General features: G+C 72.2%; 29 protein-coding genes. 11 read left to right on the top strand and 18 right to left on the bottom strand.

Annotation, left to right across the window (positions count from 1 at the left end; translation table 11 throughout):
• Positions 1 to 3 precede the first annotated feature (3 nt).
• The 6 genes from ACSW7Y_RS01885 to ACSW7Y_RS01860 all read right to left on the bottom strand — a co-directional run bounded on the left by ACSW7Y_RS01885 (position 4) and on the right by ACSW7Y_RS01860 (position 2,647).
• Positions 4 to 567, bottom strand: coding sequence for a hypothetical protein (locus tag ACSW7Y_RS01885; RefSeq protein WP_438124660.1), 564 nt, complete (start codon positions 565 to 567; stop codon positions 4 to 6).
• Positions 564 to 1,139: a DUF6286 domain-containing protein gene (locus ACSW7Y_RS01880; RefSeq protein WP_438124659.1), complete on the bottom strand. Its 576-nt coding sequence runs from the start codon at positions 1,137 to 1,139 to the stop codon at positions 564 to 566. The genes ACSW7Y_RS01885 and ACSW7Y_RS01880 overlap by 4 nt, the downstream gene beginning before the upstream one ends.
• 9 nt (positions 1,140 to 1,148) lie before the next feature.
• Positions 1,149 to 1,412 (bottom strand): hypothetical protein, encoded by a 264-nt coding sequence (locus tag ACSW7Y_RS01875; protein ID WP_438124658.1) that lies wholly within the window; start codon positions 1,410 to 1,412, stop codon positions 1,149 to 1,151.
• A 47-nt stretch (positions 1,413 to 1,459) separates the two neighbouring features.
• Entirely contained in the window at positions 1,460 to 1,651 is a 192-nt protein-coding gene (locus ACSW7Y_RS01870; RefSeq protein WP_438124657.1) for a hypothetical protein, read from the bottom strand.
• Entirely contained in the window at positions 1,644 to 2,102 is a 459-nt protein-coding gene (locus ACSW7Y_RS01865; RefSeq protein ID WP_438124656.1) for an Asp23/Gls24 family envelope stress response protein, read from the bottom strand. The genes ACSW7Y_RS01870 and ACSW7Y_RS01865 overlap by 8 nt, the downstream gene beginning before the upstream one ends.
• A 311-nt stretch (positions 2,103 to 2,413) precedes the next feature.
• Positions 2,414 to 2,647: a hypothetical protein gene (locus ACSW7Y_RS01860; RefSeq protein ID WP_438124655.1), complete on the bottom strand. Its 234-nt coding sequence runs from the start codon at positions 2,645 to 2,647 to the stop codon at positions 2,414 to 2,416.
• Between the two features lie 141 nt (positions 2,648 to 2,788).
• Between ACSW7Y_RS01860 and ACSW7Y_RS01855 the strand changes: the two genes are divergently transcribed.
• The 5 genes from ACSW7Y_RS01855 (at position 2,789) to ACSW7Y_RS01835 (ending at position 6,705) form a co-directional block, all read left to right on the top strand.
• Positions 2,789 to 3,346: an RNA polymerase sigma factor gene (locus ACSW7Y_RS01855; RefSeq protein ID WP_438124654.1), complete on the top strand. Its 558-nt coding sequence runs from the start codon at positions 2,789 to 2,791 to the stop codon at positions 3,344 to 3,346.
• On the top strand, positions 3,343 to 3,921 hold the full coding sequence (locus tag ACSW7Y_RS01850) for a hypothetical protein (protein WP_438124653.1): 579 nt from the start codon (positions 3,343 to 3,345) through the stop codon (positions 3,919 to 3,921). Before ACSW7Y_RS01855 ends, ACSW7Y_RS01850 begins: the two co-directional genes overlap by 4 nt.
• A gap of 10 nt (positions 3,922 to 3,931) precedes the next feature.
• A complete protein-coding gene (locus ACSW7Y_RS01845; RefSeq protein ID WP_438124652.1) occupies positions 3,932 to 4,282 on the top strand; it encodes a hypothetical protein in 351 nt (116 codons plus the stop codon).
• A gap of 151 nt (positions 4,283 to 4,433) precedes the next feature.
• Complete coding sequence (locus ACSW7Y_RS01840) at positions 4,434 to 5,999, top strand: phospholipase D family protein (RefSeq protein WP_438124651.1); 1,566 nt, start codon at positions 4,434 to 4,436, stop codon at positions 5,997 to 5,999.
• Between the two features lie 190 nt (positions 6,000 to 6,189).
• Positions 6,190 to 6,705: an RNA polymerase sigma factor gene (locus ACSW7Y_RS01835; RefSeq protein ID WP_438124650.1), complete on the top strand. Its 516-nt coding sequence runs from the start codon at positions 6,190 to 6,192 to the stop codon at positions 6,703 to 6,705.
• Between the two features lie 15 nt (positions 6,706 to 6,720).
• On the opposite strand, the gene ACSW7Y_RS01830 is transcribed toward ACSW7Y_RS01835, so the two are convergent.
• Together ACSW7Y_RS01830 and ACSW7Y_RS01825 are read right to left on the bottom strand one after the other, a co-directional pair.
• Entirely contained in the window at positions 6,721 to 7,401 is a 681-nt protein-coding gene (locus ACSW7Y_RS01830; RefSeq protein ID WP_438124649.1) for a response regulator, read from the bottom strand.
• Entirely contained in the window at positions 7,398 to 9,101 is a 1,704-nt protein-coding gene (locus ACSW7Y_RS01825) for a sensor histidine kinase (RefSeq protein WP_438124648.1), read from the bottom strand. The genes ACSW7Y_RS01830 and ACSW7Y_RS01825 overlap by 4 nt, the downstream gene beginning before the upstream one ends.
• A 170-nt stretch (positions 9,102 to 9,271) precedes the next feature.
• Between ACSW7Y_RS01825 and ACSW7Y_RS01820 the strand changes: the two genes are divergently transcribed.
• Positions 9,272 to 10,696 carry a cation:dicarboxylate symporter family transporter gene (locus ACSW7Y_RS01820; RefSeq protein WP_438124647.1) on the top strand — a complete coding sequence of 475 codons (1,425 nt, stop codon included), beginning with the start codon at positions 9,272 to 9,274 and terminating at the stop codon, positions 10,694 to 10,696.
• A gap of 171 nt (positions 10,697 to 10,867) precedes the next feature.
• On the opposite strand, the gene ACSW7Y_RS01815 is transcribed toward ACSW7Y_RS01820, so the two are convergent.
• The gene (locus ACSW7Y_RS01815) at positions 10,868 to 11,875 is read right to left on the bottom strand and encodes an amidohydrolase family protein (protein WP_438124646.1); all 1,008 of its coding nucleotides are present in this window, start codon (positions 11,873 to 11,875) and stop codon (positions 10,868 to 10,870) included.
• A gap of 52 nt (positions 11,876 to 11,927) precedes the next feature.
• On the opposite strand from ACSW7Y_RS01815, the gene ACSW7Y_RS01810 reads away from it, so the two are divergent.
• The 3 genes from ACSW7Y_RS01810 to ACSW7Y_RS01800 are packed head-to-tail and all read left to right on the top strand — an operon-like array spanning position 11,928 to position 13,925.
• Positions 11,928 to 12,485 carry a TetR family transcriptional regulator gene (locus ACSW7Y_RS01810; RefSeq protein WP_438124645.1) on the top strand — a complete coding sequence of 186 codons (558 nt, stop codon included), beginning with the start codon at positions 11,928 to 11,930 and terminating at the stop codon, positions 12,483 to 12,485.
• Positions 12,482 to 13,003: a GNAT family N-acetyltransferase gene (locus tag ACSW7Y_RS01805; protein WP_438124644.1), complete on the top strand. Its 522-nt coding sequence runs from the start codon at positions 12,482 to 12,484 to the stop codon at positions 13,001 to 13,003. The genes ACSW7Y_RS01810 and ACSW7Y_RS01805 overlap by 4 nt, the downstream gene beginning before the upstream one ends.
• A gap of 28 nt (positions 13,004 to 13,031) precedes the next feature.
• Complete coding sequence (locus tag ACSW7Y_RS01800) at positions 13,032 to 13,925, top strand: LysR family transcriptional regulator (protein ID WP_438124643.1); 894 nt, start codon at positions 13,032 to 13,034, stop codon at positions 13,923 to 13,925.
• Between the two features lie 32 nt (positions 13,926 to 13,957).
• On the opposite strand, the gene ACSW7Y_RS01795 is transcribed toward ACSW7Y_RS01800, so the two are convergent.
• From ACSW7Y_RS01795 to hisD, 3 genes are read right to left on the bottom strand one after another with little or no spacing between them, the layout of a single operon-like run.
• Positions 13,958 to 14,788 (bottom strand): nitrilase-related carbon-nitrogen hydrolase, encoded by an 831-nt coding sequence (locus ACSW7Y_RS01795; protein ID WP_438124642.1) that lies wholly within the window; start codon positions 14,786 to 14,788, stop codon positions 13,958 to 13,960.
• Positions 14,785 to 16,311: an APC family permease gene (locus tag ACSW7Y_RS01790; protein ID WP_438124641.1), complete on the bottom strand. Its 1,527-nt coding sequence runs from the start codon at positions 16,309 to 16,311 to the stop codon at positions 14,785 to 14,787. Before ACSW7Y_RS01790 ends, ACSW7Y_RS01795 begins: the two co-directional genes overlap by 4 nt.
• A gap of 44 nt (positions 16,312 to 16,355) precedes the next feature.
• On the bottom strand, positions 16,356 to 17,696 hold the full coding sequence (hisD, locus tag ACSW7Y_RS01785) for a histidinol dehydrogenase (RefSeq protein WP_438124640.1): 1,341 nt from the start codon (positions 17,694 to 17,696) through the stop codon (positions 16,356 to 16,358).
• A 121-nt stretch (positions 17,697 to 17,817) separates the two neighbouring features.
• Here hisD and ACSW7Y_RS01780 point away from each other — a divergent pair, with 121 nt between their 5' ends.
• Complete coding sequence (locus ACSW7Y_RS01780) at positions 17,818 to 18,273, top strand: anthrone oxygenase family protein (protein ID WP_438124639.1); 456 nt, start codon at positions 17,818 to 17,820, stop codon at positions 18,271 to 18,273.
• Positions 18,274 to 18,384: 111 nt separating this feature from the next.
• On the opposite strand, the gene ACSW7Y_RS01775 is transcribed toward ACSW7Y_RS01780, so the two are convergent.
• Positions 18,385 to 18,957, bottom strand: coding sequence for a DUF2510 domain-containing protein (locus tag ACSW7Y_RS01775; protein WP_438124638.1), 573 nt, complete (start codon positions 18,955 to 18,957; stop codon positions 18,385 to 18,387).
• A gap of 210 nt (positions 18,958 to 19,167) precedes the next feature.
• Here ACSW7Y_RS01775 and ACSW7Y_RS01770 point away from each other — a divergent pair, with 210 nt between their 5' ends.
• Positions 19,168 to 19,704 (top strand): hypothetical protein, encoded by a 537-nt coding sequence (locus ACSW7Y_RS01770; protein WP_438124637.1) that lies wholly within the window; start codon positions 19,168 to 19,170, stop codon positions 19,702 to 19,704.
• A gap of 119 nt (positions 19,705 to 19,823) precedes the next feature.
• Here the strand turns inward: ACSW7Y_RS01770 and ACSW7Y_RS01765 are convergent, their stop codons facing one another.
• The 5 genes from ACSW7Y_RS01765 to ACSW7Y_RS01745 form a co-directional block, all read right to left on the bottom strand.
• Positions 19,824 to 20,036 (bottom strand): hypothetical protein, encoded by a 213-nt coding sequence (locus ACSW7Y_RS01765; protein WP_438124636.1) that lies wholly within the window; start codon positions 20,034 to 20,036, stop codon positions 19,824 to 19,826.
• A gap of 189 nt (positions 20,037 to 20,225) precedes the next feature.
• Complete coding sequence (locus tag ACSW7Y_RS01760; RefSeq protein ID WP_438124635.1) at positions 20,226 to 20,423, bottom strand: LacI family DNA-binding transcriptional regulator; 198 nt, start codon at positions 20,421 to 20,423, stop codon at positions 20,226 to 20,228.
• 3 nt (positions 20,424 to 20,426) lie between these two features.
• Positions 20,427 to 21,485: a LacI family DNA-binding transcriptional regulator gene (locus ACSW7Y_RS01755; protein WP_438124634.1), complete on the bottom strand. Its 1,059-nt coding sequence runs from the start codon at positions 21,483 to 21,485 to the stop codon at positions 20,427 to 20,429.
• Between the two features lie 35 nt (positions 21,486 to 21,520).
• A complete protein-coding gene (locus ACSW7Y_RS01750; protein WP_438124633.1) occupies positions 21,521 to 22,414 on the bottom strand; it encodes a carbohydrate ABC transporter permease in 894 nt (297 codons plus the stop codon).
• Positions 22,411 to 23,368, bottom strand: a 958-nt coding sequence (locus ACSW7Y_RS01745; protein ID WP_438124632.1) for a carbohydrate ABC transporter permease, incomplete at its 5' end; no start/stop codon positions are given. The genes ACSW7Y_RS01750 and ACSW7Y_RS01745, both read right to left, overlap by 4 nt.

Here is a 23,368-nt window from a genome sequence, read left to right as displayed (position 1 = left end):
GGGCTACTGCACGCGGGTGGGTTTGGCGAGGGCGGCGCGGGTGCCGCCGGTGAGGTGGACCAGCACCGGGACCTGCCGGCCGAGGGTGCGGTCCAGCACGCCGATCGCGTGGTCGACGGCGTCGAGGACGGTGACCGCGTCACCGCCACGGCGCACGTTCACCCGGATCCGTGCGGCACGCTGCCGCTTGACGAGGTACGTGTCGACCTTGGAGCCGACGACGTCGCGGACGCCGGCGAGTTCGTGGTCGATGACGTCCCGCACGAGCGCGACGTTGATCGTGACCTGGTCCTCACCGTTGCGTTCCCGGACGGCGACGCTGGTGCCGCCACGGCCGCGAGTGAACACCCACAGCAGTGCCAGCACGATCACCACGACGCAAGCGGCGACGACGATCCACAGCGACGCCGCAGGAACGGTGAGGCTGGAGGGGAACGTGACGTACGGGTTGAGGGCGTCACGCACCGGAGGCAGGACGCCGGCGCCGATGGTCAGGCCGACGATGACGGCGACGAGGCCCAACACGAGCAGGATGATGCGGTTCAGGGTGCGGTTGCTCCGGGTCATGCCAACGTTCCCTTCTCGTCCACACGGACCGTCACCCGCTTACCGAACCGGCCGTCGAGCCGACCGAGGCGTTCCTCCACCGCGGACCGGATACGCTGCTCGTCGACCGGGATCCCGGTGACGGGCACGACGCGGACCTCAGTGCTCCGGCCGCGCGCGGTCGCGGAGGTGTTGTCCTCGGGGACGCCGGCGGCCAGTCCGGCCGCGTTCGCGGCGGTGGACGCGAGGATGCGGGTGTCGATGACGACGGCGCCCCGGTCGTGCTCGACCGCGGAACGGTGCTGCCGGCCGGGCTTGAGGGCCAGGACGATCAGCACGATCCCGAGGACCACGAGCACCACGGCGACGACCTCGACGATCGTCGTGAACGCCGCATCGGGCTTCAGGGCCGCGTCGACGACCGTCTGCGGGTCCGCCAGCAGCGGGGCCGCACCGACGGCCTTCAGGACCGACTCCGTACCGACCCACGCCGCCACGAGCGCGAGGACGACCAGGGACACCGACACGGCGCCGGACCGGGAACGGTGGATGCTCCGACGCTGGATGCGCCGTTCGAGCGAGGCGGTGCTCATGGGTTCCTCCTAGCGGACCCGGCCGTCGTGCTCGTGCACGATGCCGGTGAGTTCGATGTGGGCGCTGCCGACCCGCCGGCCGGACAGCTCGCCGACCCGTTCACGGACGCGTTCGGCAGCGGCGACGGCCGATCCGACGACGTCGTCGCGTGCGCGGATGGGACCGGTGACCTGCAGTGCGATGCCGCCCGCGTGGTCACCGAGCTCCACGCGGACCCGCCGGGCGGGCGCGCCGAGCCGTTCGGCTGCGACGGCCCGCGCCAGCGAGTTCAACGCACGAGCGGAGATCTCCACGCGGCCCGGCACACCCGGGCCGCCGGTCACCGGGAGCTCCGGCGTCCGGTCAGCACGTCGGTCAGGGCACCGCGGTCGATCTTGCCCGACGTGAGCGCCGCCACGAGGGCACCGATCGCGCCGAACACGATCACCAGCACGAAGCCACCGAACCCGAACTGCAGTGCGACGACGGCCAGGATCGCCCCGATGAGGGCGCCTGCGAACGTGTTACTCAACGCGCGACTCCTTCTTGTCGTCGTTGTCGTCGTCGTCGCCCGGGATGTAGACGTCCTGGACGGTCACGTTGACCTCGGCGACCTCCATGCCGACGATCTGGGTCAGCGCGCGGGAGACCGACGACCGCACGCCGTCGGCGACCTGCTGCAGCGACACGGGGTACTCGGCCACGATCACGATGTCCGCGGCGACCTGCTTCTCGCCGACCTCGACCTTGACGCCCTGACCGAAGTCACGCTGGCCGATCGCGTCGCGGATCGCGCCGATCGCACGGGCGGCGCCCTTGCCGAGCGAGTGCACGCCGTTGACCTCACGAGCGGCGATGCCGGCGACCTTCTCGACGACGGTGTCGTCGATCGTGGTCTTGCCGGTCGGGTTCGAGCCCGCGGCGTGGGTACCGGCCGCGCGGTTCGCAGCGAGGGTGGGGGTGGTGGTCGTGGTGTCAGCCATGTCGTTTCCTTCCGTTCGTCCCGCCGGGCGTTCCCAGCGGTTGCTGTTCACGGATGAGACGGGCCTCCCCAGACGGTGGTCACGCCGGACCGAGATCCTCCATCGGCTTCCCAGACAAGAGCCGTTCGAGGCCGGTTCTTGTCCCCCGATCCGTACCGCCGCGGGACCACTCTTCGGGAACCGGCCGCGTCGTGACGCGGTGTGACCGGAAACCGCGCATCTGCGACGTACCCCGGTCGCGGCTGCGCGCCGACGCGACCTCGGTGGTAGGAGGCGAGAGCACGCAGCGGTCAGCGGCCAGCGGTCAGCCGTCAGCGCCAGCGCAGCCGGCGACCGGCCGCCGTGTCGTTCCACGACGCCGTCAGCCCGTCGTCGCCGGTGGAGTGGAGCCCCGCGTGCCCGTCCTCCCGGCCGCAGCGCCACCGGTCGAAGACGCTCATGCAGAGGTCGCGGACGGGGCCCTGGGGGTCGAACGACGAGGGCGTGCTCGGGGACTCGTGGGTACTGGCCGGCTCGTGGGCCTCGGGTGTGGCGTCGTGGTGCATGTCGTACGGGTAGACGTCCGTGGGAGGGCGGATGTCACGAAACCGCCGCCACGAGCGATCCCCGGGCACGTCGCGGCCCCGTGGTGCATGCTCGGAGTTCCGATCGACCGGTCGGGACCGACTGTGGACCGGAAGGCGGGGATGGGCGACGAGGATCCCCTGCAGCGCGGTTCCGACGCCACGCTCGTGGTACGGGCGTCGGACGGCGACGTGCTGGCGTTCGAGGTGCTCGCCCGTCGACACGGTGCCCTGATGCGGGTGTACGCCGAGCAGGTCCTCGGGTCGACCCTCGAGTCAGACGACGTCGTGCAGGAGGCCTTCCTCACCGGCTGGCGCAAGCTGTCCGACCTCGAGGACCCGGCGCGGTTCCGCTCCTGGATGCTGCAGATCACCACGAGGAAGGCGCTGGACCGCCTCCGCCGCCGTCGGCACCACGAGGAACTCGGCGAGGTCGAGGCCCCGGTCGACGCGGCACGCAGCCCGGAGCGTATCGTCGAGAACAGGCTGCAGTTCGACGCCCTGCTGACGGCACTCGACCGGCTCCCCGCCGACCAGCGCCGGTGCTGGCTCCTCCGTGAGACGGCCGGGTACAGCTACCAGCAGATCGCCGACGAACTCGAGCTGTCCACGTCCACCGTCCGCGGACTCCTCGCACGAGCACGACGGTTCCTCGCCGCCGAGATGGAGGGATGGCGATGACCGACCACGACCTCCCGGTGCCCGACGACGACCTCGACGGGCACACCATCGAAGAGCTCGCCGACTACCTCGACCGCGGCCGCGAACCCCTCGACGCATCCATCGAGTCCTCGCCGGGGTGCCGGCTGGCCCTGGCGAACATGCAGCGGCTCCGCGAGCTGTCGTTCGGCGCACTGCAACGGCGCGCGGACGACGAAGCGGGTCGCGAGACCGCCTGGATCGACCGCCTGCTGGACACCATCCGATCCGAGGTCCGGTCGGGACGCGACGTCCCCGTCGCGCACCCGGACCCGCGGCTGCGGCTCGCGATGACCGAAGCCGCGGTGCGCGGCGTCGTCCGGCGTGCCGGGGACGCCCTCCGTGAGGTCGTGATGGGACGCTGCGAACTCGACGGCGACGTGGACGTGCCCGGCGCACCCGTCCGGGTCGCAGTGACCGCGAGCTTGCTCTACGGGGCGTCCGCCGAGGAGACCGCCGACCGGCTGCGCGACGCCGTCGCCGCCGCGCTCGCCCACCACACCGAACTCACGATCGCGTCGATCGACGTCCGCTTCGACGACGTCGTCCTGCCCTGAGGAGCCCACCGTGGACGATGCAGCACTGTCGAGCGAGCTCACCGCCGCGATCCGCGGGGTCCCCGGCGTGCTCGCCGTGTACCCGCCTTGGCCCCTCGTGCACGCGGCGGCCGAGGTGGTCGCGACGGCCCTCGCGCTCCGGGAGCCCGACGTGCTCGTCGACATCGACCGGCACGGCGCCGCCGTGCGCGTCGCAGCCGGCATCGCCGTCTCGGGGGACCGCCCGGCCCCGGACACCGTCCGCGAGGTCGGCGAGCGCGTGCGCGGGCTCGTCGACCAGTGGGTCGAGGGCGGCGCCGACCTCGTCACGGTGACGGTCCGCCTGGTCGAGGACGCCGCGACGGCCGACGCGAGCGCCTGACGGCCGGGAGGCCCGTGGCGGCGCCGCCACGGGCCTCCCGTCCGACGCCCGTGCCGTCTGCCACCCCTGATCCGGTGAGCGGTCCGGTCCGATCCGGCAACGCCGGGGGACGCCCCGGCCACTCCCGCGTCCCGCGCCGTAGTCTGCGGACGTGCCCACCGATCCGCGTCACTGGTTCCTGGCCCGCGACGAACGCGGGAACACCGCCACCGATGTGCACTCCGACGCCGGAGGCGGCGGCGGCGCGTGGTCCGAGGGCAACGCCGTCATCCCGCTCGTGCACGGAGCGCCGTACTTCGCGCGACTGCACGCCGAGCTGTCCGCGCTCGGGGCAGGTGACCGCGTGTGGTTCACGGACTGGCGAGGCGACGCGGACGAACGGTTGCTCCCGGACGGCCCGACCATCGGTGACCTGCTGGCCGATCGCGCACGCGCCGGGGTCGAGGTCCGCGGACTCATCTGGCGATCGCACGGTGAACGGGTCTCGGCGTCCCTCAGCGCCCGGTCGAACGAACTGCTCGGACGGAAGGTCAACGAGGCCGGTGGTGAGGTCCTCCTCGACCAGCGTGTGCGCGTCTTCGGCTCGCACCACCAGAAGTTCTTCGTCATCCAGCACCACGACGACCCGGCAGCGGACGTCGCGTTCGTCGGCGGGATCGACCTGTGCCACAGCCGCCGGGACGACGCCGCGCACGAGGGCGATCCCCAGCACGTCGCGATCGACGCCCGTTACGGTGACCGCCCCGCCTGGCACGACGCCTCGATGGAACTCCGCGGGCCCGTCGTCGCGGACGTCCTCGCCGTGTTCGCCGAGCGGTGGGACGACCCGCACCCGCTCGACCGCAGCCTGCCCTACCGGATGCTCCTGCAGCGACTCACCCGGATGCCGCGGCACCCGGAACCGCTGCCCGAGCGGACACCGCCCCCGCCCCCGGCCGGCGACCACGCCGTCCAGCTGCTGCGCACGTACGGGGTGAAGCGGCCGCCATTCCCGTTCGCGCCGCACGGGGAACGGAGCGTGGCACGGGCGTACGGCAAGGCCTTCCGGAACGCGCGCTCCCTCATCAGCATCGAGGACCAGTACCTGTGGTCACGCGAGGTGGCGTCCGGCATCGCCGAAGCCCTCGAACGGAACCGCGAGCTCCGGGTGGTCGTGCTCGTCCCCCGCTACCCGAACTCCGACGGCGCGCTCGGTGGTCCGCCTGCGCGGCTCGGGCAGATCGACGCGATCCGGGAGTTGCAGCGGACAGCTCCGGACCGCGTGGGCGTGTTCGACCTGGAGCACGAGTCCGGTCGACCGATCTACATCCACGCGAAGGTCTGCATCGTCGACGACGAGTGGTTCACCATCGGCTCGGACAACTTCAACCGCCGATCCTGGACGTCCGACAGCGAACTGACGTGCGCGGTGGTCGGAGGCTCGACCGCGCGCGACCTCAGGCTGGAACTGTGGGCCGAGCACCTCGCGACCACGCCGGACGACCCGAGGCTCCTCGGCACCGGCGCCGACCTGCTCGCGCTGTGGAAGGCGTCCGCGCGGGCGCTCGACCACTGGCACGAGGACGGCGAACCGGGACCCCGGCCGCCCGGTCGTGTCCGGCAGCACGTCCCCGAGCCGGTGTCGGCGTGGCAGCGCCTGTGGGCGGCCCCGCTCGCGCGGCTCGCCGCGGACCCGGACGGGCGTCCGCGGCGACTCCGGGGGTCGACGCACTTCTGACCGATGCCGGGCCGCCGCCCGACGGTCCCGCTCGCGGCCGCCCGACGGTCCCGCTCGCCGCCGTCCCACCGGGAAGCAGAGAACGCGCATTCTGCCCTCTGGTCTGGGGTATCCGCAGCCCCCGTCCGCCAGCGCCGCGCGTCCGAATGGTCCTCACGCATCCACCCGAGGATCGGACCGCACCGTGCTCATGCCCGCCCCCGTCGCCCCCGCCGCGACGACCTTCGCGCCGATGGTGCGCGACCACACCCGTCTCGTGCACGCCACCGCGATGCGCGTCCTCCGCTCCACCGTCGAGGCGGACGACGTGGTGCAGGAGACCTTCCTCGCCGCATGGACCCACCTCGACACGATCGACGACCCCGCCGCGATCGGCGGGTGGCTCGTGACGACGGCCCGTCGACGCGCGGTCGACCGCCTCCGCGGGCGTGCTCGGCAGCTCTTCGACGAACTCGACGACTCCTTCGCTGCCCCGGTCGACCTCGCGCCGCCGGACGTCGCCGAACGCGCCTCGCTCGTCCGGGCCGCGGAGGCCGTGCTGGCGACGATGCCCTGGCCGCAACGGCGGTGCTGGGAGCTCCGGCACCTCGACGGGCGGTCCTACCTCGAGGTCGCCGACGAGCTCGGTCTGCCGGTGTCGACCGTCCGCGGCTTGCTCGCGCGGGCCAGGGAGACGCTCGAGCGGGACCTGGCCGCCTGGCGGTGATGCGACGCGCGCCGGTCAGCGGAGCCAGCGGTACTCGTACTCGGGCCGCCCCGGGCCGCTGTGCCGCACGTCCTTCTCGACCTGACCGGCCGCGACGAGGTGTTCCAGGTACCGACGCGCGGTGACGCGGGAGGTGTTGGTCACGAGGGCGACCTCCGTGGCGGACGCGCCCGCCGTCGCCTCCATCAGTGCCGCCCGGATCGACTCGAGCGTCTCCCGCGCGATGCCCTTCTCCAGCTCCGACGGCGCGGTCGGCCGGAGCGAACCGAGCCGCTGGTCGATGTCCGCCTGGGTGAGTGCTCGGCGGTCCTCGAAGCCGCGGCGGTACTCCCGGTAGGTGGTGAGCCGTTCCGCGAAGGTGCGGAAGCTGAAGGGCTTGACGAGGTACTGCACGATGCCGAGCGCGATCGCGTTCCGCACGCCCCGGGCGTCGTTCGCAGCGGTGACGGCGATGACGTCGACGGCGGACCCGGCGGTGCGCAGCGCCCGGACGAGCTGCAGGCCGTGCGCGTCCGGGAGGTCGAAGTCGAGCAGGACGAGGTCCGGGGCCTCGGCGGACACCGCGGCCAGCATCGCGCGCCCGGTCCCCACGGTGCCGACGACCTCGAAGCCGTCGAGCCGCCCGACGTAGGCCGCGTGCGCCTCGGCGGTGAGCGGCTCGTCGTCGACGACGAGCACCCGGACGACGTCGGTCACGCTGCGCCCTCCCGGTGCGGGAGGTCGACGACGAAGGTGCTGCCGTCCGTGCCGGTGGTGACCGCGATCGTGCCGCCGAGCCGCTCGAGGGTGTCCTGGACGAGGCCGAGCCCGACGCCGCGTCCGGTCGGGCCGGGGGCCTTCGTCGACCAGCCGCGTACCGACGCGGTCTCGAGGTCCGGGATGCCCGGTCCGGAGTCGCGGACGGTGAACCGCGCGCCGGCTGGGGTCGTCGCGACGGTCACGACGACCTCTGGGTGGTCGCCCGCGTTCTCCGCCGCCGCGTCCACGGCGTTGTCGACCAGGTTCCCGAGGACCGTGACGACGTCGAGCGCGGGGGCCGGCACCGACTCCCGGAGCGCAGCGGTGTCGACCGAGAGTGCGACACCACGGCGGAGCGCCCGGTGTCGCTTGCCGTCGAGCACCGCGGCGACCACGTCCGCCGGCGCGATGGGCTGCGCATCGGGCTTCACGCCGGGCGCGACCGACCCGGCCGTCGGCTCGGGCCCGCCGTCCTCGGCGAGGTCCTCAGCGGGGCCCACAGCGAGGTCCTCAGCGAGGTCCTCAGCCCGACCGCCCTCCGTGTGGCGGTCGATCTCGTCCGAGGCGAAGCGGATCGCCTCCTCCGTGCGGCCGAGCTCGACGAGCGCCACGATCGTGTGCAGCCGGTTCGCGAACTCGTGCGTCTGCGTCCGGAGCGCCTCGCTGAGCGACCGGGTGGCGGTGAGCTCGCCGGTCAGCTGCAGCAGCTCGGTCTCGTCCCGGATCGTCGCGACGGTGCCCAGTGGCTTCGACGCGCCCCGGGAGAACGCCATCTCCTGGCTCACGACGAGCACGCGGTCCTCGGTCTCGTAGCGCTCGTCCACGGCGCGGTCACCCGAGGCCAGCAGCACGCGGAGCCCCTCGGGGACGTCGACGTCGGCGAGCGGGATCGGGTCGTGGCGCTCGTCCGGGGCGGGCAGGTGCAGCAGCTCCGCGGCCCGGTCGTTGTGCAGGACGACCGCGCCCGACCGGTCGACCACGATGAGCCCCTCGTGGACGGAGTGCAGCACCCCCTCGTAGGACGCGAACACCCGCGCGAGCTCCTCGGGCCCCCGACCCGCCGTGACGCGGCCGAGGTACCGGCTCAGCAACCAGGAGAACAGCGCGGACACCACGACGACCGCCGCTGCGATGCCGATCACCGACCCCAGCCGGGGCAGGAGTGCGCCGGAGATGTTCGCCACCGTCACGCCGGCCGACACCAGACCGATCACCGAGCCGGAGTCGTCCGTGATCGGGGTGACGGCCCGCACCGACGGCCCGAGGGTCCCCGTGTAGGTCTCCGTGAACGTCCTCCCGGCGAGCGCGGGGGCGATCGTGCCCTGGAAGGGCTTCCCGAGCTCGGACCGGTCCGGGTGCGTCCACCGTGTGCGGTCCGGCGCCATGATCGTGATGAAGTCGGTGTGCGTCCGGCGCATGAGGTCGAGCGCGTACGGCTCGAGGCGCTCCGAAGGGTCGGCGGACCCGGCCTCGTCGACGACGAACGGGTTCCGGGCGACCGACACCGCGACGGCCGTGCACTTCTCCGCCGCGTCGTGCTCGAGGTCGGCGCGGGCCGAGGCCCAGCTCCAGGCGCCTCCGATCGCGACCCCGACCACCACGAACAGCAGCTGCAGCGCGAAGAGCCGCTGCGCGATGCTCCACCGTCTCGGTGCCACGTCGGTCCTCCTCGCCTCGTCGCGGGACACCATTCTCGGGCACCGGCGGCCCCGACCGCACGACCGCGTCCGTGAACGCTATGAACGCAACCCCGTCCCCGAGCCGGACGCGGGGCAGGGTGGGCCGATCGGAGCGACGGCGCTCCGAACCCGGACGACAAGGAAGTCTCATGGCATCGACGCACCCGTCCCCCGCGCGCCCCGGTCGGCGTCGTGGTCTGGACCGTTCGCACTGGCTCTACATCGCGGTGATCGCCGCGGTGGCCGCGGGCATCGCAGTGGGCCTCGCGGCCCCGACGTTCGCGGTCGGGTTGAAGCCCATCGGGGACGGCTTCATCGCCCTCATCAAGATGATGATCGCCCCCGTCATCTTCTGCACGATCGTCCTCGGCGTCGGCTCCATCGCCAAGGCCGCGACCGTCGGCAAGGTCGGCGGGCTCGCCCTCGGGTACTTCATCGCGATGTCGACCTTCGCCCTCGCCATCGGTCTGGTGGTGGGCAACCTGATCCACCCGGGCGACCACCTCGACATGTCGACCGCGAAGTACGAGCTTCCGGCCGGCACCGAGGAGAACGCGTCGTCGACGTCGGGCTTCCTGCTCGGCATCATCCCCGCGACGCTCGTGTCCTCGCTGACGAGCGGCAGCATCCTGCAGACCCTGTTCGTCGCCCTGCTCGTCGGGTTCGCGCTCCAGGCGATGGGCGAGAAGGGCGCGCCGATCCTGAACGGCATCCGGCACCTGCAGGCACTCGTGTTCCGCATCCTCGCGATGGTCATGTGGGCCGCCCCGATCGGCGCGTTCGGCGCCATCGCCGCGGTGGTCGGCGCGACCGGCGTCGCCGCACTGTTCGCCCTCGGCACCCTGATGGTCGCCTTCTACATCACCTGCATCGTGTTCGTCGTCGGGGTCCTCGGGGTGCTGCTGCGGGTCGTCACGGGCGTGAACATCTTCCGCCTCATGAAGTACCTCGGCCGCGAGTACCTGCTCATCGTCTCGACGTCCTCGAGCGAGGTCAGTCTGCCGCGTCTCATCGCGAAGATGGAGCACCTCGGCGTCTCGAAGCCCGTCGTCGGCGTCACCGTCCCGACCGGGTACTCGTTCAACCTCGACGGCACCGCGATCTACCTGACCATGTCGTCGCTCTTCATCGCGAACGCCCTCGGGACGCCGCTGAACATCCCGGAGCAGATCTCGCTGCTCGTCTTCATGATCATCGCGTCGAAGGGCGCGGCGGGCGTGACCGGTGCCGGCCTCGCCACCCTCGCCGGCGGGCTCCAGGCGCACCGTCCCGACCTGGTCAACGGCGTCGGCCTCATCGTCGGCATCGACCGGTTCATGTCGGAGGCCCGCGCGCTGACGAACTTCACCGGCAACGCCGTCGCCACCGTCCTCGTCGGCACGTGGACGCGGCAGATCGACAAGCAGCAGGTCGAGCGGGTGCTGTCCGGCACGGCACCGTTCGACGAGCGCACGATGTCGGCTGACGACCACGGCGGCCAGGCGCAGCCCGTCGAGGACGAGCGCATCACGACCGAGGCGGTCCGCGCCATCGTCGAGCCGGAGCGGCCCCGGGCCGCGGCCGACCGTCGCTGACGCGACGAAGGACGGACGGGCGCGCCCCGCTCAACGGCAACGCGGAGCGTTGCGCGGGGCGCGCCGACCGAGCCTGCGGGGGAGGCGGTGCGGGCCGGCACCGTGCCTCCCGTCCGTCCGGTGGTCGCGTCCGCGACCGCAGCGGTGTCCGGACCGGAGGTCACGGAGGTCTCAGCCGGCGATCCCGAACAGCCTGCGGGCGTTGCCGGACGCGAACGCCACCCGCTCCTCCGGGTTCGTGAACTCCGCCAGGAACGCCTCGATCGCAGCCGCGCTCGGCTGCTGGAACGGGTGGTCCGTCGAGAACAGCAGACGATCCGGGCCCGTCACACCCAGTGCGTGCCGGAGCATCGCGGGGTCGAGCATCCCCGACGCCGTGATCCACACGTTCTCGCGCAGGTACTCCGTGATCGACCGCTCCGTCCCCGCGGCGCGCGCCAACCCGTCCGCTCGGTCGTGCCAGAAGAGCAGCAGCTCACCCCAGTGCCCGAGCACCAGCTGCAGCGACGGGTGCCGGTCGAGCACGCCGCGTGCCATGAGCCGGAGCGCCGCCGTCCCGGCCTCGAGGTGCCAGCCCCACCCGAAGGTCGCCATCGCGAGGTCGGGCAGGTCGCCGAGGCCCGAGTAGGACGCGTCCCGGACAGGACGCGGCGGGATCTGCGGGTGGATGAACACCGGTCGACCGAGACGCTCGGCGACCGTCCAGAGCTCGTCGTAGCGCGGGTCGTCGATGAGCACGTCACCCGTCCGACCGTGCAGCATCACCCCGACCAGACCGAGACCCGCGGCACGCTCGAGTTCGGCGGCGGCTGCGTGCGGGTCGGCGAGCGGCAGGGTGGCGAAGGCGCGGAACCGACCGGGCGACGCCGCGACGGTGGCGGCGACCTCGTCGTTCGCCTCCCGACTCAGGACGACGGCGTCAGCGGCGTCGAGGCCCTGCGTCCCGGGCGGCGCGAGTGACAGCACCTGCACGTCGACCCCCTGCGCGTCCATCACCGCGAGTCGCCCGCCGCCGGTGTCGGCGAGCTGTCGCGCGACGTCGCCGTGGTCGTTCAGCAGCAGGCTGTCGTCGCGCCTCGCCGCCGGCAGCGCACGCTGCGCGCGGTCGATCCCTTCGTGGACCCAGTGCTCCTCGATGCCGATCAGTTCTTCGCCCACCGCACCCTCCGTTTCGCTCATCGTCTGTTGAGTGGACGGTAGCACGCTCGCTCACCAGTTGTAGAGTGAACTCGTGACCGAGCCGATCTCCCGGAAGGACCGCCGGGCCGCCACGGCCGCGCGGATCCTCGAAGCAGCGCAGGGCGAGTTCGCGGACCGGGGCCCGGCGGCCACCGTCCGCAGCATCGCCGCCCGCGCCGGTGTCGACCCGTCGCTCGTGCTCCAGCACTACGGGTCGAAGGACCGCCTCTTCGCGCTCGCGGTGCATCCGGTCGACACGCTCGGCGGGGACGAGGTCGACGACCACCTCCGCGCGGTGCTCGACGCACGTCTGGGTGATCTGCCGCCTGCGACGATGGCACTCATCCGCTCGATGTCGAGCTCAGCGGAGGCCGCGGGGATCATGCGGGCGTACCTGCAGGAGCGAGTGGACGCCCTCGCCGCGGCGAGCGCCGCCGAGGACGCGGAACTCCGCGCGACGGTCGTCGTGGCGAGCATCCTCGGCCTGACCATCGCCCGGCACGTCGTCGGACTGCGTGGGCTCGGGGGCGACGACGACGCTGCCGATGCCCCCACACGAGAGCAGGTCGCGGAACTCGTCGAGCCCTGGCTGGCGGCGCTGCTCGCGTGACGCACGACGGATTGTCCACGGAGCGGCTCCGGCTCCGCCCTTGGACGGTCGCCGACGCGGGCTTCCAGCGCCGGCTCTGGGAGGAGCGGGATCCCCGAGTCCCCGCGCATCGCCGCATCTCGGCGGACGGTCACCCCACCGTCGCCGAGCTCGAGGACCGACTCCGGGCGTACGGACACGTGCCGGCTCCCGGGCTGCTCGTCGTCGAGACGCTCGGCACCGCGACACCGATCGGGTACTGCGGACTCGTGCCGAACAGCGTCGGTGTCCCGGCCGAGCCCGAGCTGGCGTACGAGTTCCTCCGCGAGCACCGGGGACGGGGCTACGCGACCGAGGCGGCAAGGGCAGTCGTCGACCGTGCGGCATCGATCGGGTACACGCACCTCGCCTCGACGGTCCGGGAGTGGAACACCGCGTCGCTGCGCGTGCTCGACGAGCTCGGCTTCGTGGACACCGGCGAGCGCGAGGTCGACCCGGTGCACGGTGACTCGGTCCTGCTGCGGCTGCGGCTGCGCTGATCGCACGCCCCGTCGCTAGGCTGCCGCCGTGACCCTGGTGCAGCTCCGCGTGTTCATCGCTGTGGCTCGCCTCGGGTCGTTCACGGCGGCCGCCGAGGCCCTGCTCCGCTCGCAGTCCTCGGTGTCCGAGTTCATCCGGCGGCTCGAGGGCGCGTACGACACCGCGCTGTTCGTCCGCGGCCGTCGACGCCTGACCCTGACCGACGCCGGCGCCGTGCTGCTGCCGATGGCCGAGCGCATCGTCGCCGAGGCCGACGCCGCGGACCGCGCGCTCCGGGCCGTGACCTCGCTCGTCGGTGGGACGGCGTCGTTCGGGCTGCTCCGCAACGCGAAGTACTACGCGCTCGACGAGCTCCTCACCCGGTTCCACGCAGCGCACCCGGCCGTCCGGCTCCGCGTGATCGGGCTCAACTCGGTGGAGGTCGCGAGCGAGGTGGCGTCCGGCGGACTCGAGGCGGGCCTCGTCGTGCTGCCGATCGACACCGAAGGGCTCCGGGTGACACCGCTGCGCCGCGACGAGGTCGTCTTCGTCAGCCGTGACCCGTCGATCGTCGACGCCCCGATGACGATCGAGGCGATGGCTGCGCGACGACTCGTGCTCTACGACGCGCACTACGGCTGGAAGGACCCCACCCGACGACAGTTCGCGGAGCGCGCCCGCCTGGCCGGGGTGACGCTCGAGCCGCACGTGGAGGTCGAGCAGGTGGAGACGGCCCTCGCCCTCGTGGCGTCCGGCGTCGGCGACACGTTCATCGCCCGCGCGGTGGCCGAGGTGTCGGCCGCGGCCCTCGGGCTGCACTGGACGCCGTTCGCCGAGCCGGTGCTCGACACCGTCGCGCTCGTCGAACGGGACGGCTCGGTCCTGTCGGCCGCCACGGCGGAGCTCGCCCGCCTGGCCCGCGAGCTCCTCACCGAGGGCTGAGACGACCCGTCACCGAATGCCGGGAAGACCCGTCACGGACGGCCCAGCGGACCGTAGAGGTCCGGCCGCCGGTCCCCGAAGAGGTCCGCGACGGGGCTGAGCGTCTTGTCCCGCGTGCCCGCGAGGTCGAGGTCGGCGACGACCATCCCCGCTCCCGGTCCGGTCGCGGCGCGCACCCACCCGTCGGCGTCCACGATCGAGGTCCCCTCGTTCCAGTCGACACCCCGTTCGGTGCCGCACCGGTCCGCGCACGCGATCGCCATCCGGTTCACCCGCGCCGCGGCCATCGCGATCTGCACCTCGGGCGCCCGCTCACCCTCGGGACGGTCGACCCACGGCCAGTTCGTCGGGACCGCGAGGAGCTCCGCACCGTCGAGGGCCGCGAGCCGCGTCCACTCGGGGAACTCCATGTCGAAGCAGATCGCGACACCGATCCGGCCGTGCGGCGTGTCGACGACGAGCGGTGGCTGGTCCCCCGGTGTGAAGCAGACCTTCTCGCCGTCCCACAGGTGCACCTTCCGGTACACGCCGACGACCCCGGACGCATCGACCACGGCGGCCGAGTTGTACACGCGGTCGTCCTCGCCGAGTTCGGCGAAGCCACCGATCACGACCCCACCGGCTCCGCCGGCCAGCCGGGAGGCAGTGGTCGCCCAACCGGTCACGGCCGCGTCCGTCGCGGGGACGGCGCAGGAGCGTGCTTCCGCGGCGTCCCGGAACACGTAACCGCTGGTCGCGAGCTCCGGCAGGACGACGACGTCCACGTCGTCCGCCACGGCGGCGAGCGCCGCTCCGACGGTCGCCGCGTTCGCGGCGAGGTCGCCGACGACCGGCGCGAGCTGGACCGCCGCGACGCGCGTCACCGGACCACGTCCTCGTCGGGCTGCGGCGTCTGGGCCTGCCGGGGCGAGGTGCCGTCGACGACCGCGGGAGGGGCCTCCCGGCCGTTCCCCGCCGACGCTGCCAGCGCCGCGCCGACCCGTCCGACCAGCCCCCTGCGGAACGTGATCGCGAGCCCGATGAGCAGCCAGGCCGCGACGATGTACGGGAACCAGCTGTACGGGGCCTCGAGTCCGACGGCGTTCTTGTAGATCGTGTAGAGCACGAGGGCCAGCGCGAGCACCGGCACGACGATCTGCCACTTCGGGGTGTCGGTCCGCCCCGAGAAGAACAGGAACCGGACGGCGCCGACGGTCGCGAGGACGTAGGCGACGAGCAGCGCGATCGTCCCGACCGTCAGCGCCCAGTAGGTGGCGTCGAGCACGGCGGCCCCGGTGAGCCGCTCGCCGATCACGACCAGGACCACGACCACGGCGACGACGCTCAGCGCGTTCACCGGCGAACCCTGCGGCGACAGCTTCGCGATCGGACGGGCGATCCCGGTGTCCCGCGACAGCGCGAAGAGGACGCGCGACGCCCCGGAGAGCGTGCCGAGGAAGATCGCGAAGAGGCTGACGACGGCGGCGAGGGTGAGGAGGTCGGCGAGCCAGCTGCCGACGTAGGTGCGGGCGAGGTCGCCGTACGGTGCAGCCGAGCCGGCGAACTGCTTCACCCCGCCGGCGGAGGTGCCGTAGCCGAGCGACTGCGCGACGATCGAGAGCAGGTAGAACGCACCGACGACGACGATCGCGATCTTCAGGGCCTTGGGGATGTCGCGCTTCGGGTTGCTCGTCTCCTCGCCGAGGGTGGCGGCGCCCTCGAACCCGGCGAACGCGAGGAACCCGAAGACCGCCGCCCCGGCGATGAGGCTGACGTCGGTGCCGCTCGGCAGCTCCAGGAACGCCCAGCTGAGGTGGCGCCCGGCCGGTGCCGCACCGACCCCGAGGCGCACGAGCACCACGACGTTGAGGATCGTGACGAGCACCGCGCCGATGAGCTCGGCGTAGAGGAGCGACCGGGTGATGACGTGCACCTCGCGGCGACCGAGCAGGACGACGACGGCCAACGCGACGATCGTGATCCAGATCCAGTCCGGCTGCACGGCGATCCCGACGTCGTTCAGCAGTTGCGTGACGAACAGGCTGATCTCGATGCCGGAGCCCGCGCCGATGGTCACGTACGCGAAGAACAACGCCCAGCCCGCGACGAACCCGGCCCGGGCACCGAGGGTCAGGCCGACCGTCGCGTAGACCGAGCCGGTGTGGGCGATGTGGCGGGAGAGCTTCACGAACCCGTACGCGACGAGCGAGACCGCGACGAGGGCGAACACGAAGGCCCAGGTGGCGCCGCGGCCGAGGATGCCCGCGGCACCGGCGCCGAGGAGTGCCATGACGCCGACGGGTCCGATCAGGCCGACGGAGAACGCTGCGGCGTCGGCGACCTTGAGCTCACGCTTCAGGCCGGGGGCGGGCGGGACGGTCGGGGTGGGGTGGTGCTCGGTGGTCATCGCTGGCTCCGTTGCGCTCGGGGTTCGGGGATGGAGGGGATGGGTCAGTCGGTGGTCGCGGTGACGGGAGCGTACGTGTCGAGCCGCATCGTGGCGGTGGCGCGGTGCGCGCTCATGCCCTCGCTCGCCGAGATGACGTCGACCGCGTGCGCGACCGCCGGGGTGGCCTCGCGGGCGATGCGCTGGTACGTCAGGGGCTTGAGGTAGCGGGACACCGAGAGTCCGGCGCTGTGCTTCGCTCCCCCGGCGGTCGGCAGGGTGTGGTTCGTCCCCGCCATGCCCTTGTCCGAGTACGCGACCGTGCTCCAGTGGCCGAGGAACAGCGAGCCGTAGTTGGTGAGGTGGTCGTGGTACCAGTCGTCCTCGGTCGTCTGCACCTCGAGGTGCTCGGGGGCGAACTCGTCCATCACGAGCACGGCGTCCTCGCGGGTCGGCACGAGCACGACCGAGCCGTGGTCACGCCAGGCCGGGCCGCAGATCCCGTTCGTGGACAGCGTGGGGAGCTGCCGCTCGACCGCCGCGACGACCTCGCGGGCGAGCCGCTCGGACGTGGTCACCAGCGCTGCCGGGGAGCTCGGACCGTGCTCGGCCTGCCCGAGGAGGTCCGCCGCGACGATCTCCGCGTCGGCCGAGTCGTCCGCGATGACCGCGACCTCGCTCGGTCCGGCGAGCAGGTCGATGGCGACCGTGCCGAACAGCTGGCGCTTGGCCTCGGCCACGTAGGCGTTCCCCGCCCCGACGAGCATGTCGACCGGGTCGAGGTCGGTGTCGAGGAGGCCGAACGCCATCGCCGCGAGCGCCTGGACGCCCCCGAGCACGAACAGCCGGTCGACGCCGGACAGGTGCGCCGCGTACGTCACCGCGTCGTTCGCACCGCCGTCCGGCTGGGGCGGGGTGCAGGCGACGACCGAGGGGACACCGGCGACCTTCGCCACGCCGACCGTCATGAACGCGCTCGCGGTGAGGGGGAAGCGCCCGGCCGGCAGGTACGCGCCGACACTGCCGACCGGGACGTAGCGCTGCCCGACGACGAGTCCGTCGACGAGCTCGGCCTCGAAGTCCGCGAGGTGCTCGCGCTGCATCGCGGCGAACTGCTTCGTGCGCGCGGACCCGAGTTCGATCGCCTCGCGCAGGTCCGGCGCGAGGCGGTCCCCGCTCGCCGCGATCTGCGCCGTGGTGAGCTCCACCGGAGCGTCTTGCCGGTCGAGCTCCTTCGCGTACCGGGCGATCGCGTCCATCCCGCCGCGTTCGATCTCCGAGAGCATGCGGCTGACCGTCTCGATGACCGCCGGGTCGCGCTGGGCGGGCGGGGTGTCCACGCCGGGGGCCTTGACGAACCGGAAGCGGTCGGCGTTGCGGGTGGTGAAGCGGGAGGAGAGCTGCATGGGTCCAGCGTGGCGAGGGGTCCGGGCCGGAGGTAGCCCGAATCATCGCCACTGGCCATCGGGAAACACGATGGGTCGAACGGGCACGCCGCGGGGCCATCGCCCGTGCGAAGCTGCTGGCGTGACCGTCCTGCTCACCGCGCAACTCGTCCTCGTCGGCCTCCTCGCCGGCGAGGAGTTCATCGTCCGGTGGGGCGTGCAACCCGCGCTCACGAGGCTCCCGGACGACGCGCACGTCCGCGCCCGGATCGCACTCGTGCAGCGGCTCAAGGTCGTCGTGCCGATCCTCATGCTCCCCGCCGTCCTGGCCACGGTCGCCGTGCTCGTCGTGGCCGGCGCGGGCCCGGGCCTCGGGTGGAGGATCGCGTCGGCGGCGGCACTCCTCGCGTTCCTGCTCGCGTCGTTCCTCGGCACGGTGCCGATCAACATCGGCGTGAACGACTGGGACGCCGACGCCCCGCCGAGCGACTGGCGGGACGTCGTTCGGCGGTGGGAGCGCATCGACGTGCTCCGGTCGACGGCGGCCGGCGTCGCGTTCGTGCTCGCCGTCATCGCAACCGTCCAGCTGCTCGACTGATCGAAGGGCACCGGCTCCGCCGTCCCGGACGGGAGGCGCGGGGCGGGCCCGCACCGCGCCTCCCGTCCGGCTCCGGTCGCGTCAGCGACCCTCGATCGCGACGGCCTGCGCCTACGGGAGCATCTGCTGGAACAGTGCGACGGCCCGGGCGATGCCGAGCACGAAGCCGATGACGACGAGAGCGATGTTGATCCAGAGCGGCCACATGGGTCGGCCCGGCGCGACCTTCCGGACGACCACGTACCGCCCGATCAGGTACAGGATCGGGGACAGCAGGAACGCCCAGCCCCACGGGAACGGACGCACGACGCCGCGCCGCTTCAGCTCGCGCTGGTCGAAGTACGCGAGCACGACGGTCGCTGCGTAGACCAGGAGGGTGAACGCCTGCACGAGCAGGTACCCGGCGGTGTAGACCGACCGCGGATCGACGGTCCGGACGCCACCCGGGAGGACCTCGTAGCGGAACTCGGGCTGGTACAGGAGCGAGACCGGCAACGAGACGATCGGCAGCAGCGCCATGATCCACACCCACACGGTGTCGGTCGGCACGTGGTCGGGGATGCGCGGGCGGGACGTCTGCCACGTCGGCGGACCGACCTGCTGCGTCCACTGCGCGCCGTCCCACCAGCGGGTGCCGTGCTGACCGGACGGGTCGGGGTACCAGCCAGGGGGTGTCGTGGACATCGGAGCTCCTCGGAGGGTCGGCGGGAGCCTCGAGCCCCCGGGACCGACGGTAGAGCACGGAAGCCACCGGACACGATCGGAACATGACAGATCCCTCAGATCTGAGCCAGCTGCGCAGCAGGGCTGAACGAGGGCGAGTACGTTCAGGTTGCGCGTCGCGCGCTCTCCGGGCGTCGACCTCGCTGCCCCGTGGACCGAAGGAGCTCGCACGTGCCGCCTCGTCAGCCGCTCCGAGAGCACTCGTTCCGGATCATCACCGTGCTCGTGAGCATGGTCATCGCGCTGGCTTGCGTCTTCTTCATCGTCCCCGCTGTCACCGGTCGGCCCGAGCGCGGTCCGTTCTGGGCGTACCTCGTCGGCCTCGTGGTCGGCCTCGCCGTCGCGGCCGGTCTCCTGTCGCTGGGGATCGCCATCGGACGGCGTCTCGTCGGCGACCGCATCGAGGTTGCCCTCCGTCAGCCTGGGGAGAAGTGGCGGCACGGTCGTCTCACCGTGTCGCCGGGGACGATGACCTTCGAACGGTACCGCTGGCAGATGCGGATTCCGAGCGGTGAGAAGACTCCGCTGACGAACGTGACACTCGGGCCGGACACCGGGCGGCGGCCGCCGTTGCGTCACCTGTGGTCGATCAACCCGCAACTCCACATCGTCTCGCTCGGCAGCGATCAGGGGCAGTTCGAGGTCGGGGCGCTGCCGAGCAGGATCGATCGGCTCCGGGACGGGGTCGATGCGCGGGGAACCGACTGACGAGTCGTCCTCCGAGCGGTCACCGGCTCCGGCGCCCGATGGGAGCGGGCGGCACGGCACCCGGCGTCGCCCTGGCGCGACGCGTTCCGTTGACGGTCGCTGCGCTTCGTCGCGAGGTGTCAGGCCTCGTCTGCGCGCGGGACTTCGGGCCGGCCAGCACCGAGTGCGCTGACGAGCATCCCCGTGCACACGATCAGCAGGCCACCGAGGATCATGGCTGCTCCAGGTACGGCGCCGAGGACGAAGACCCCGGCGACACCGAGGAGAACGACGGACGGGCCGATGAGGTACGCGGCGAACGCGGTCACCTGGGCGCGGCTGTTCGGATCCACACCCGAACCCTACTGGCCCGATGCGGTCCGCAGCGTCCGGGCAGTGCGGCGGACGGGGTCGCCCTCGACGTCCTGATCGGGTGCGATCCGCGCCCCGGGAGACGACTCGGCACCGTGACCACCGCGGGGCGGCCCAGACCGGCAGCAGTCGGACACGCGGGACCGCCGACGTCCTGGTCGACGTGCGGATCAGTGCCGGGGTCGCTGCCCGAGCCGGACCGCCTCGGGACTCCGTTCGTACCCCAGGTACCCGATCACGGCGAGGACCCTCGTCCGGGTCGTGGGACGGACGGTCTCCGGGCTGTTCAACACCCGGGACACCGTCTGGTGTGAGACACCGGCGACGGCCGCGACATCGTAGATGGTGGGACGCTCCGACGCTGGCACCGGTCACTCCCCCGGTGGAACGTGCGGTGCAGCGGCGCTCTCGCTGGACGACGCGTGGGGCGCGCCGGTGCTCTCGCGGATGAGCACCGGCGGGTCGACCGTGTCGAGTGCGAGCGGGGCAGCTCCGGTCAGCAGCGCCTCGAGCTGCGCCATGCCGTGCCGACCGAGCTCGGCGAAGTCCTGCCGTGCGGTGGTGAGCGACGGCAGGAACATCGCCGCGAGTGGATGGTCGTCGAACCCGGCGACGCTGACGTCGTCCGGTACGCGCTTGCCCGCGTCGTGGAGTCCGCGGATCAGCCCCATGGCCGTCTCGTCGTTGCCGCAGAGGACCGCCGTGACCGCCGGCTCGGCCGCGATCGCCACACCGACGTCGTACGCCGACCGGGGGTCCCAGGAGACGTCCCGGACGGCAGGCACGTCGAGGCCGGCCTCGGTGAGCGCGTGGCGCCACCCGGAGGTCCGGCCGTCCTCCTTCCCCGACGGCGGGACCCGGACGTGGTGGACGGTCCGGTGCCCGAGCCCGAGCAGGTGCCGGGTGAGTGCAGCGGCGGCGTGCGACTCGTCGAGCACGGCCTGCGGGACACCGCTCTCGGGCACGCCGGACAGCGCGACGACCGGGATGTGCGGTTGGAGTGCCGCGAGCGCCGCCACCCCGGGCGGGTCGAACTTCAGGACGACGACCCCGGCCGGCGACTGGCGGAGGACCGCGTCGGTGGCGGCCGAGACATCGGCCTCGTCGGCCGTCTCCACGACGACGATGAAGCTCAGGTAGCCCGCGGCCCGCGCAGACTCCTCGACGCCCCGGATGGCCTCGGCGTAGCCGTACCGGGAGGTGTTCCCGGCGACGATGCCGATGACGTTGGACCGGCGTGACGCCAGGGTCTGCGCTGCGGCGCTCGGGCGGTACCCGAGCTCGGCGATCGCGTCGAGGACGCGCAAGCGACGGCCTTCGCTGACCTTGGCCGCCCCGGTGAGGACACGGGACACCGTGGGGACGGACACGCCGGCGAGCTGGGCGACGTCGCTGATGGTCACGGGCTTCTCGCGGCGAGGCGGGGTCATGGTCCCCTCACGATACGACCTGCCGACGAGTACGCTCACTTCACCGCTCCGCTGGTGATCCCGGCGATGATCTTCCGCTGCATCACGACGAACGTGACGAGGAGGGGCAGGCTCATCAGGATGATGTAGGCGAAGATCAGGTGCCAGTTCTGCAGGTAGAGCCCGCTCGAGGCGACCTGGTAGAGGTTCAGCGGCAGGGTGTCGAGTCGGCCACCGACGACGAACAGCGCGTAGAAGACGTCGTTCCAGATGTACAGGCAGATGAGGATCGTCGCGGTCGCGAGGGTCGGGCCGAGCAGCGGCAGGATGATCCGGGCGAAGACGCGCACGGGTCCGGCGCCGTCGACCCTGGCGGCTTCCTCGAGCTCGACCGGGATGGTCCGGACGAAGCCGGTGACGAAGAAGATGACCGTCGACAGGTACATGCCCATGTAGACGCCGATCATGCCGATCGCGGTGCCCGCGAGGCCGAGTTGGCGCAGCAGCAGCACGATCGTGACGACCGCGGGCGGGAGGACGATGCCGCTGATCCCGAGTGCGTACACGAACGAGACGAGGCGGCTCTTCCGGCGGGCGAGCACCCAGGACGCCATCGACCCGAGGATGAGGACGCCGAGGACGGACGGCACCATGACGAGCATGCTGCCGAGGAACGCCGGGACCATACGACCCTGGCTGAGGACCGTGCCGAAGTTCTCCAGGAGCTGCCAGTGCGACGGCAGGGACAGGTTCGGGTCGAGCGCCTCGGCCTGGTCCTTGCCGGCGGTGACGACGACCATCCAGAACGGCACCCCGAGCAGTGCGACGACGAGCAGCACGACCACGGCGGGCTGCAGCCAGCGGCTGACCGGACGACGGCGGCGGAGGGTGGGCTGCGGCTGCGTGGCTCGGCGCTGGTCGGCAGGCAGCGGCAGGTCGGTGACGGTCATGAGAGCACGTCCTCTCGCTTGCGCAGGAAGAAGATGACGGGGAACGCCAGCAGGGTGACCATCACGAACAGCGACAGGCTCATCGTGGTGGCCTGCGCGAACAGGCCCTGGCCGAAGGTACGGAAGATGAAGATGTTGAGCAGCTCGGTGGTCCCGCCGGGTCCTCCGGCGGTGGTGGCCTGGACGATGTCGAAGCCGTTCATCGACCCGAGCAGGGCGGTGGCGACGTTGAACGTCACCGCGGGGGCGAGGAGCGGGAACCGGATCGACCGGAAGGTGCTCCACCAGCCGGAACCGTCGATGCGTGCGGCCTCCAGGACGTCACCGGGGATGGTCTTGAGTCCGGCGAGGTAGATGAGCATCGACAGCCCCATCCACTTCCAGGCGTGGATGATCGCGACGACGAGCAGCGTCCAGGTGGTGCTGCCGAGCCACGCGATCGTGACCTCGTGTCCGGTGAGGAAGCCGAGGATGGCGTTGAGCCCGCCCGCTGGCTTGAGCAGGGCCTGGAAGATGTAGCCGACGGCGAGGGCGGACATCACGACCGGCACGAAGAACGCGGTGCGCGCGATGCGGTTGATGCGGGTGTCCGCCTCGAGCACCAGGGCGAGCACGAGGCCGAAGAGGTTCTGGAAGACGGCCACGAGGACGGCGTAGATCAGCGTCGTGCGGAGGTCGGCGAGCAGGGTGCCGTTCTGGAACAGCGCGGCGAAGTTGTCGCCGCCGACGAAGGCGATGTCGCTGTGGAAGCTCGACCAGTTCGTGAACGCGTAGACGAAGTTGAACAGCGTCGGGACGAAGAAGAAGACGACGAGGACCACGAGCGCGGGCACGAGGAACCACAGCGGGTGATCCTGTCTCCGGGCGCGGCCGGGCGTCGGGACGCTGGCCGTGACGGCCGGCTCCGGCCGGGACGGCCGGGTGCGTCGTGGGGTGAGCTGGGCGGTCATGGGT

It is taken from the genome of Curtobacterium flaccumfaciens (genome assembly GCF_051548005.1).
Taxonomy (GTDB): domain Bacteria; phylum Actinomycetota; class Actinomycetes; order Actinomycetales; family Microbacteriaceae; genus Curtobacterium.
The sequence above is the reverse complement of the archived record's forward strand: the minus strand, read 5'-3'. Positions and strand labels throughout refer to the sequence as shown.

Bases quoted from the DNA above. Each gene is read 5' to 3' on its own strand.
- ACSW7Y_RS01885 (WP_438124660.1), bottom strand. From the start codon at position 567: ATGACCCGGAGCAACCGCACCCTGAACCGCATCATCCTGCTCGTGTTG.
- ACSW7Y_RS01880 (WP_438124659.1), bottom strand. From the start codon at position 1,139: ATGAGCACCGCCTCGCTCGAACGGCGCATCCAGCGTCGGAGCATCCAC.
- ACSW7Y_RS01865 (WP_438124656.1), bottom strand. From the start codon at position 2,102: ATGGCTGACACCACGACCACCACCCCCACCCTCGCTGCGAACCGCGCG.
- ACSW7Y_RS01860 (WP_438124655.1), bottom strand. From the start codon at position 2,647: ATGCACCACGACGCCACACCCGAGGCCCACGAGCCGGCCAGTACCCAC.
- ACSW7Y_RS01855 (WP_438124654.1), top strand. From the start codon at position 2,789: ATGGGCGACGAGGATCCCCTGCAGCGCGGTTCCGACGCCACGCTCGTG.
- ACSW7Y_RS01850 (WP_438124653.1), top strand. From the start codon at position 3,343: ATGACCGACCACGACCTCCCGGTGCCCGACGACGACCTCGACGGGCAC.
- ACSW7Y_RS01835 (WP_438124650.1), top strand. From the start codon at position 6,190: ATGCCCGCCCCCGTCGCCCCCGCCGCGACGACCTTCGCGCCGATGGTG.
- ACSW7Y_RS01820 (WP_438124647.1), top strand. From the start codon at position 9,272: ATGGCATCGACGCACCCGTCCCCCGCGCGCCCCGGTCGGCGTCGTGGT.
- ACSW7Y_RS01815 (WP_438124646.1), bottom strand. From the start codon at position 11,875: ATGAGCGAAACGGAGGGTGCGGTGGGCGAAGAACTGATCGGCATCGAG.
- ACSW7Y_RS01790 (WP_438124641.1), bottom strand. From the start codon at position 16,311: ATGACCACCGAGCACCACCCCACCCCGACCGTCCCGCCCGCCCCCGGC.
- hisD (WP_438124640.1), bottom strand. From the start codon at position 17,696: ATGCAGCTCTCCTCCCGCTTCACCACCCGCAACGCCGACCGCTTCCGG.
- ACSW7Y_RS01775 (WP_438124638.1), bottom strand. From the start codon at position 18,957: ATGTCCACGACACCCCCTGGCTGGTACCCCGACCCGTCCGGTCAGCAC.
- ACSW7Y_RS01755 (WP_438124634.1), bottom strand. From the start codon at position 21,485: ATGACCCCGCCTCGCCGCGAGAAGCCCGTGACCATCAGCGACGTCGCC.
- ACSW7Y_RS01750 (WP_438124633.1), bottom strand. From the start codon at position 22,414: ATGACCGTCACCGACCTGCCGCTGCCTGCCGACCAGCGCCGAGCCACG.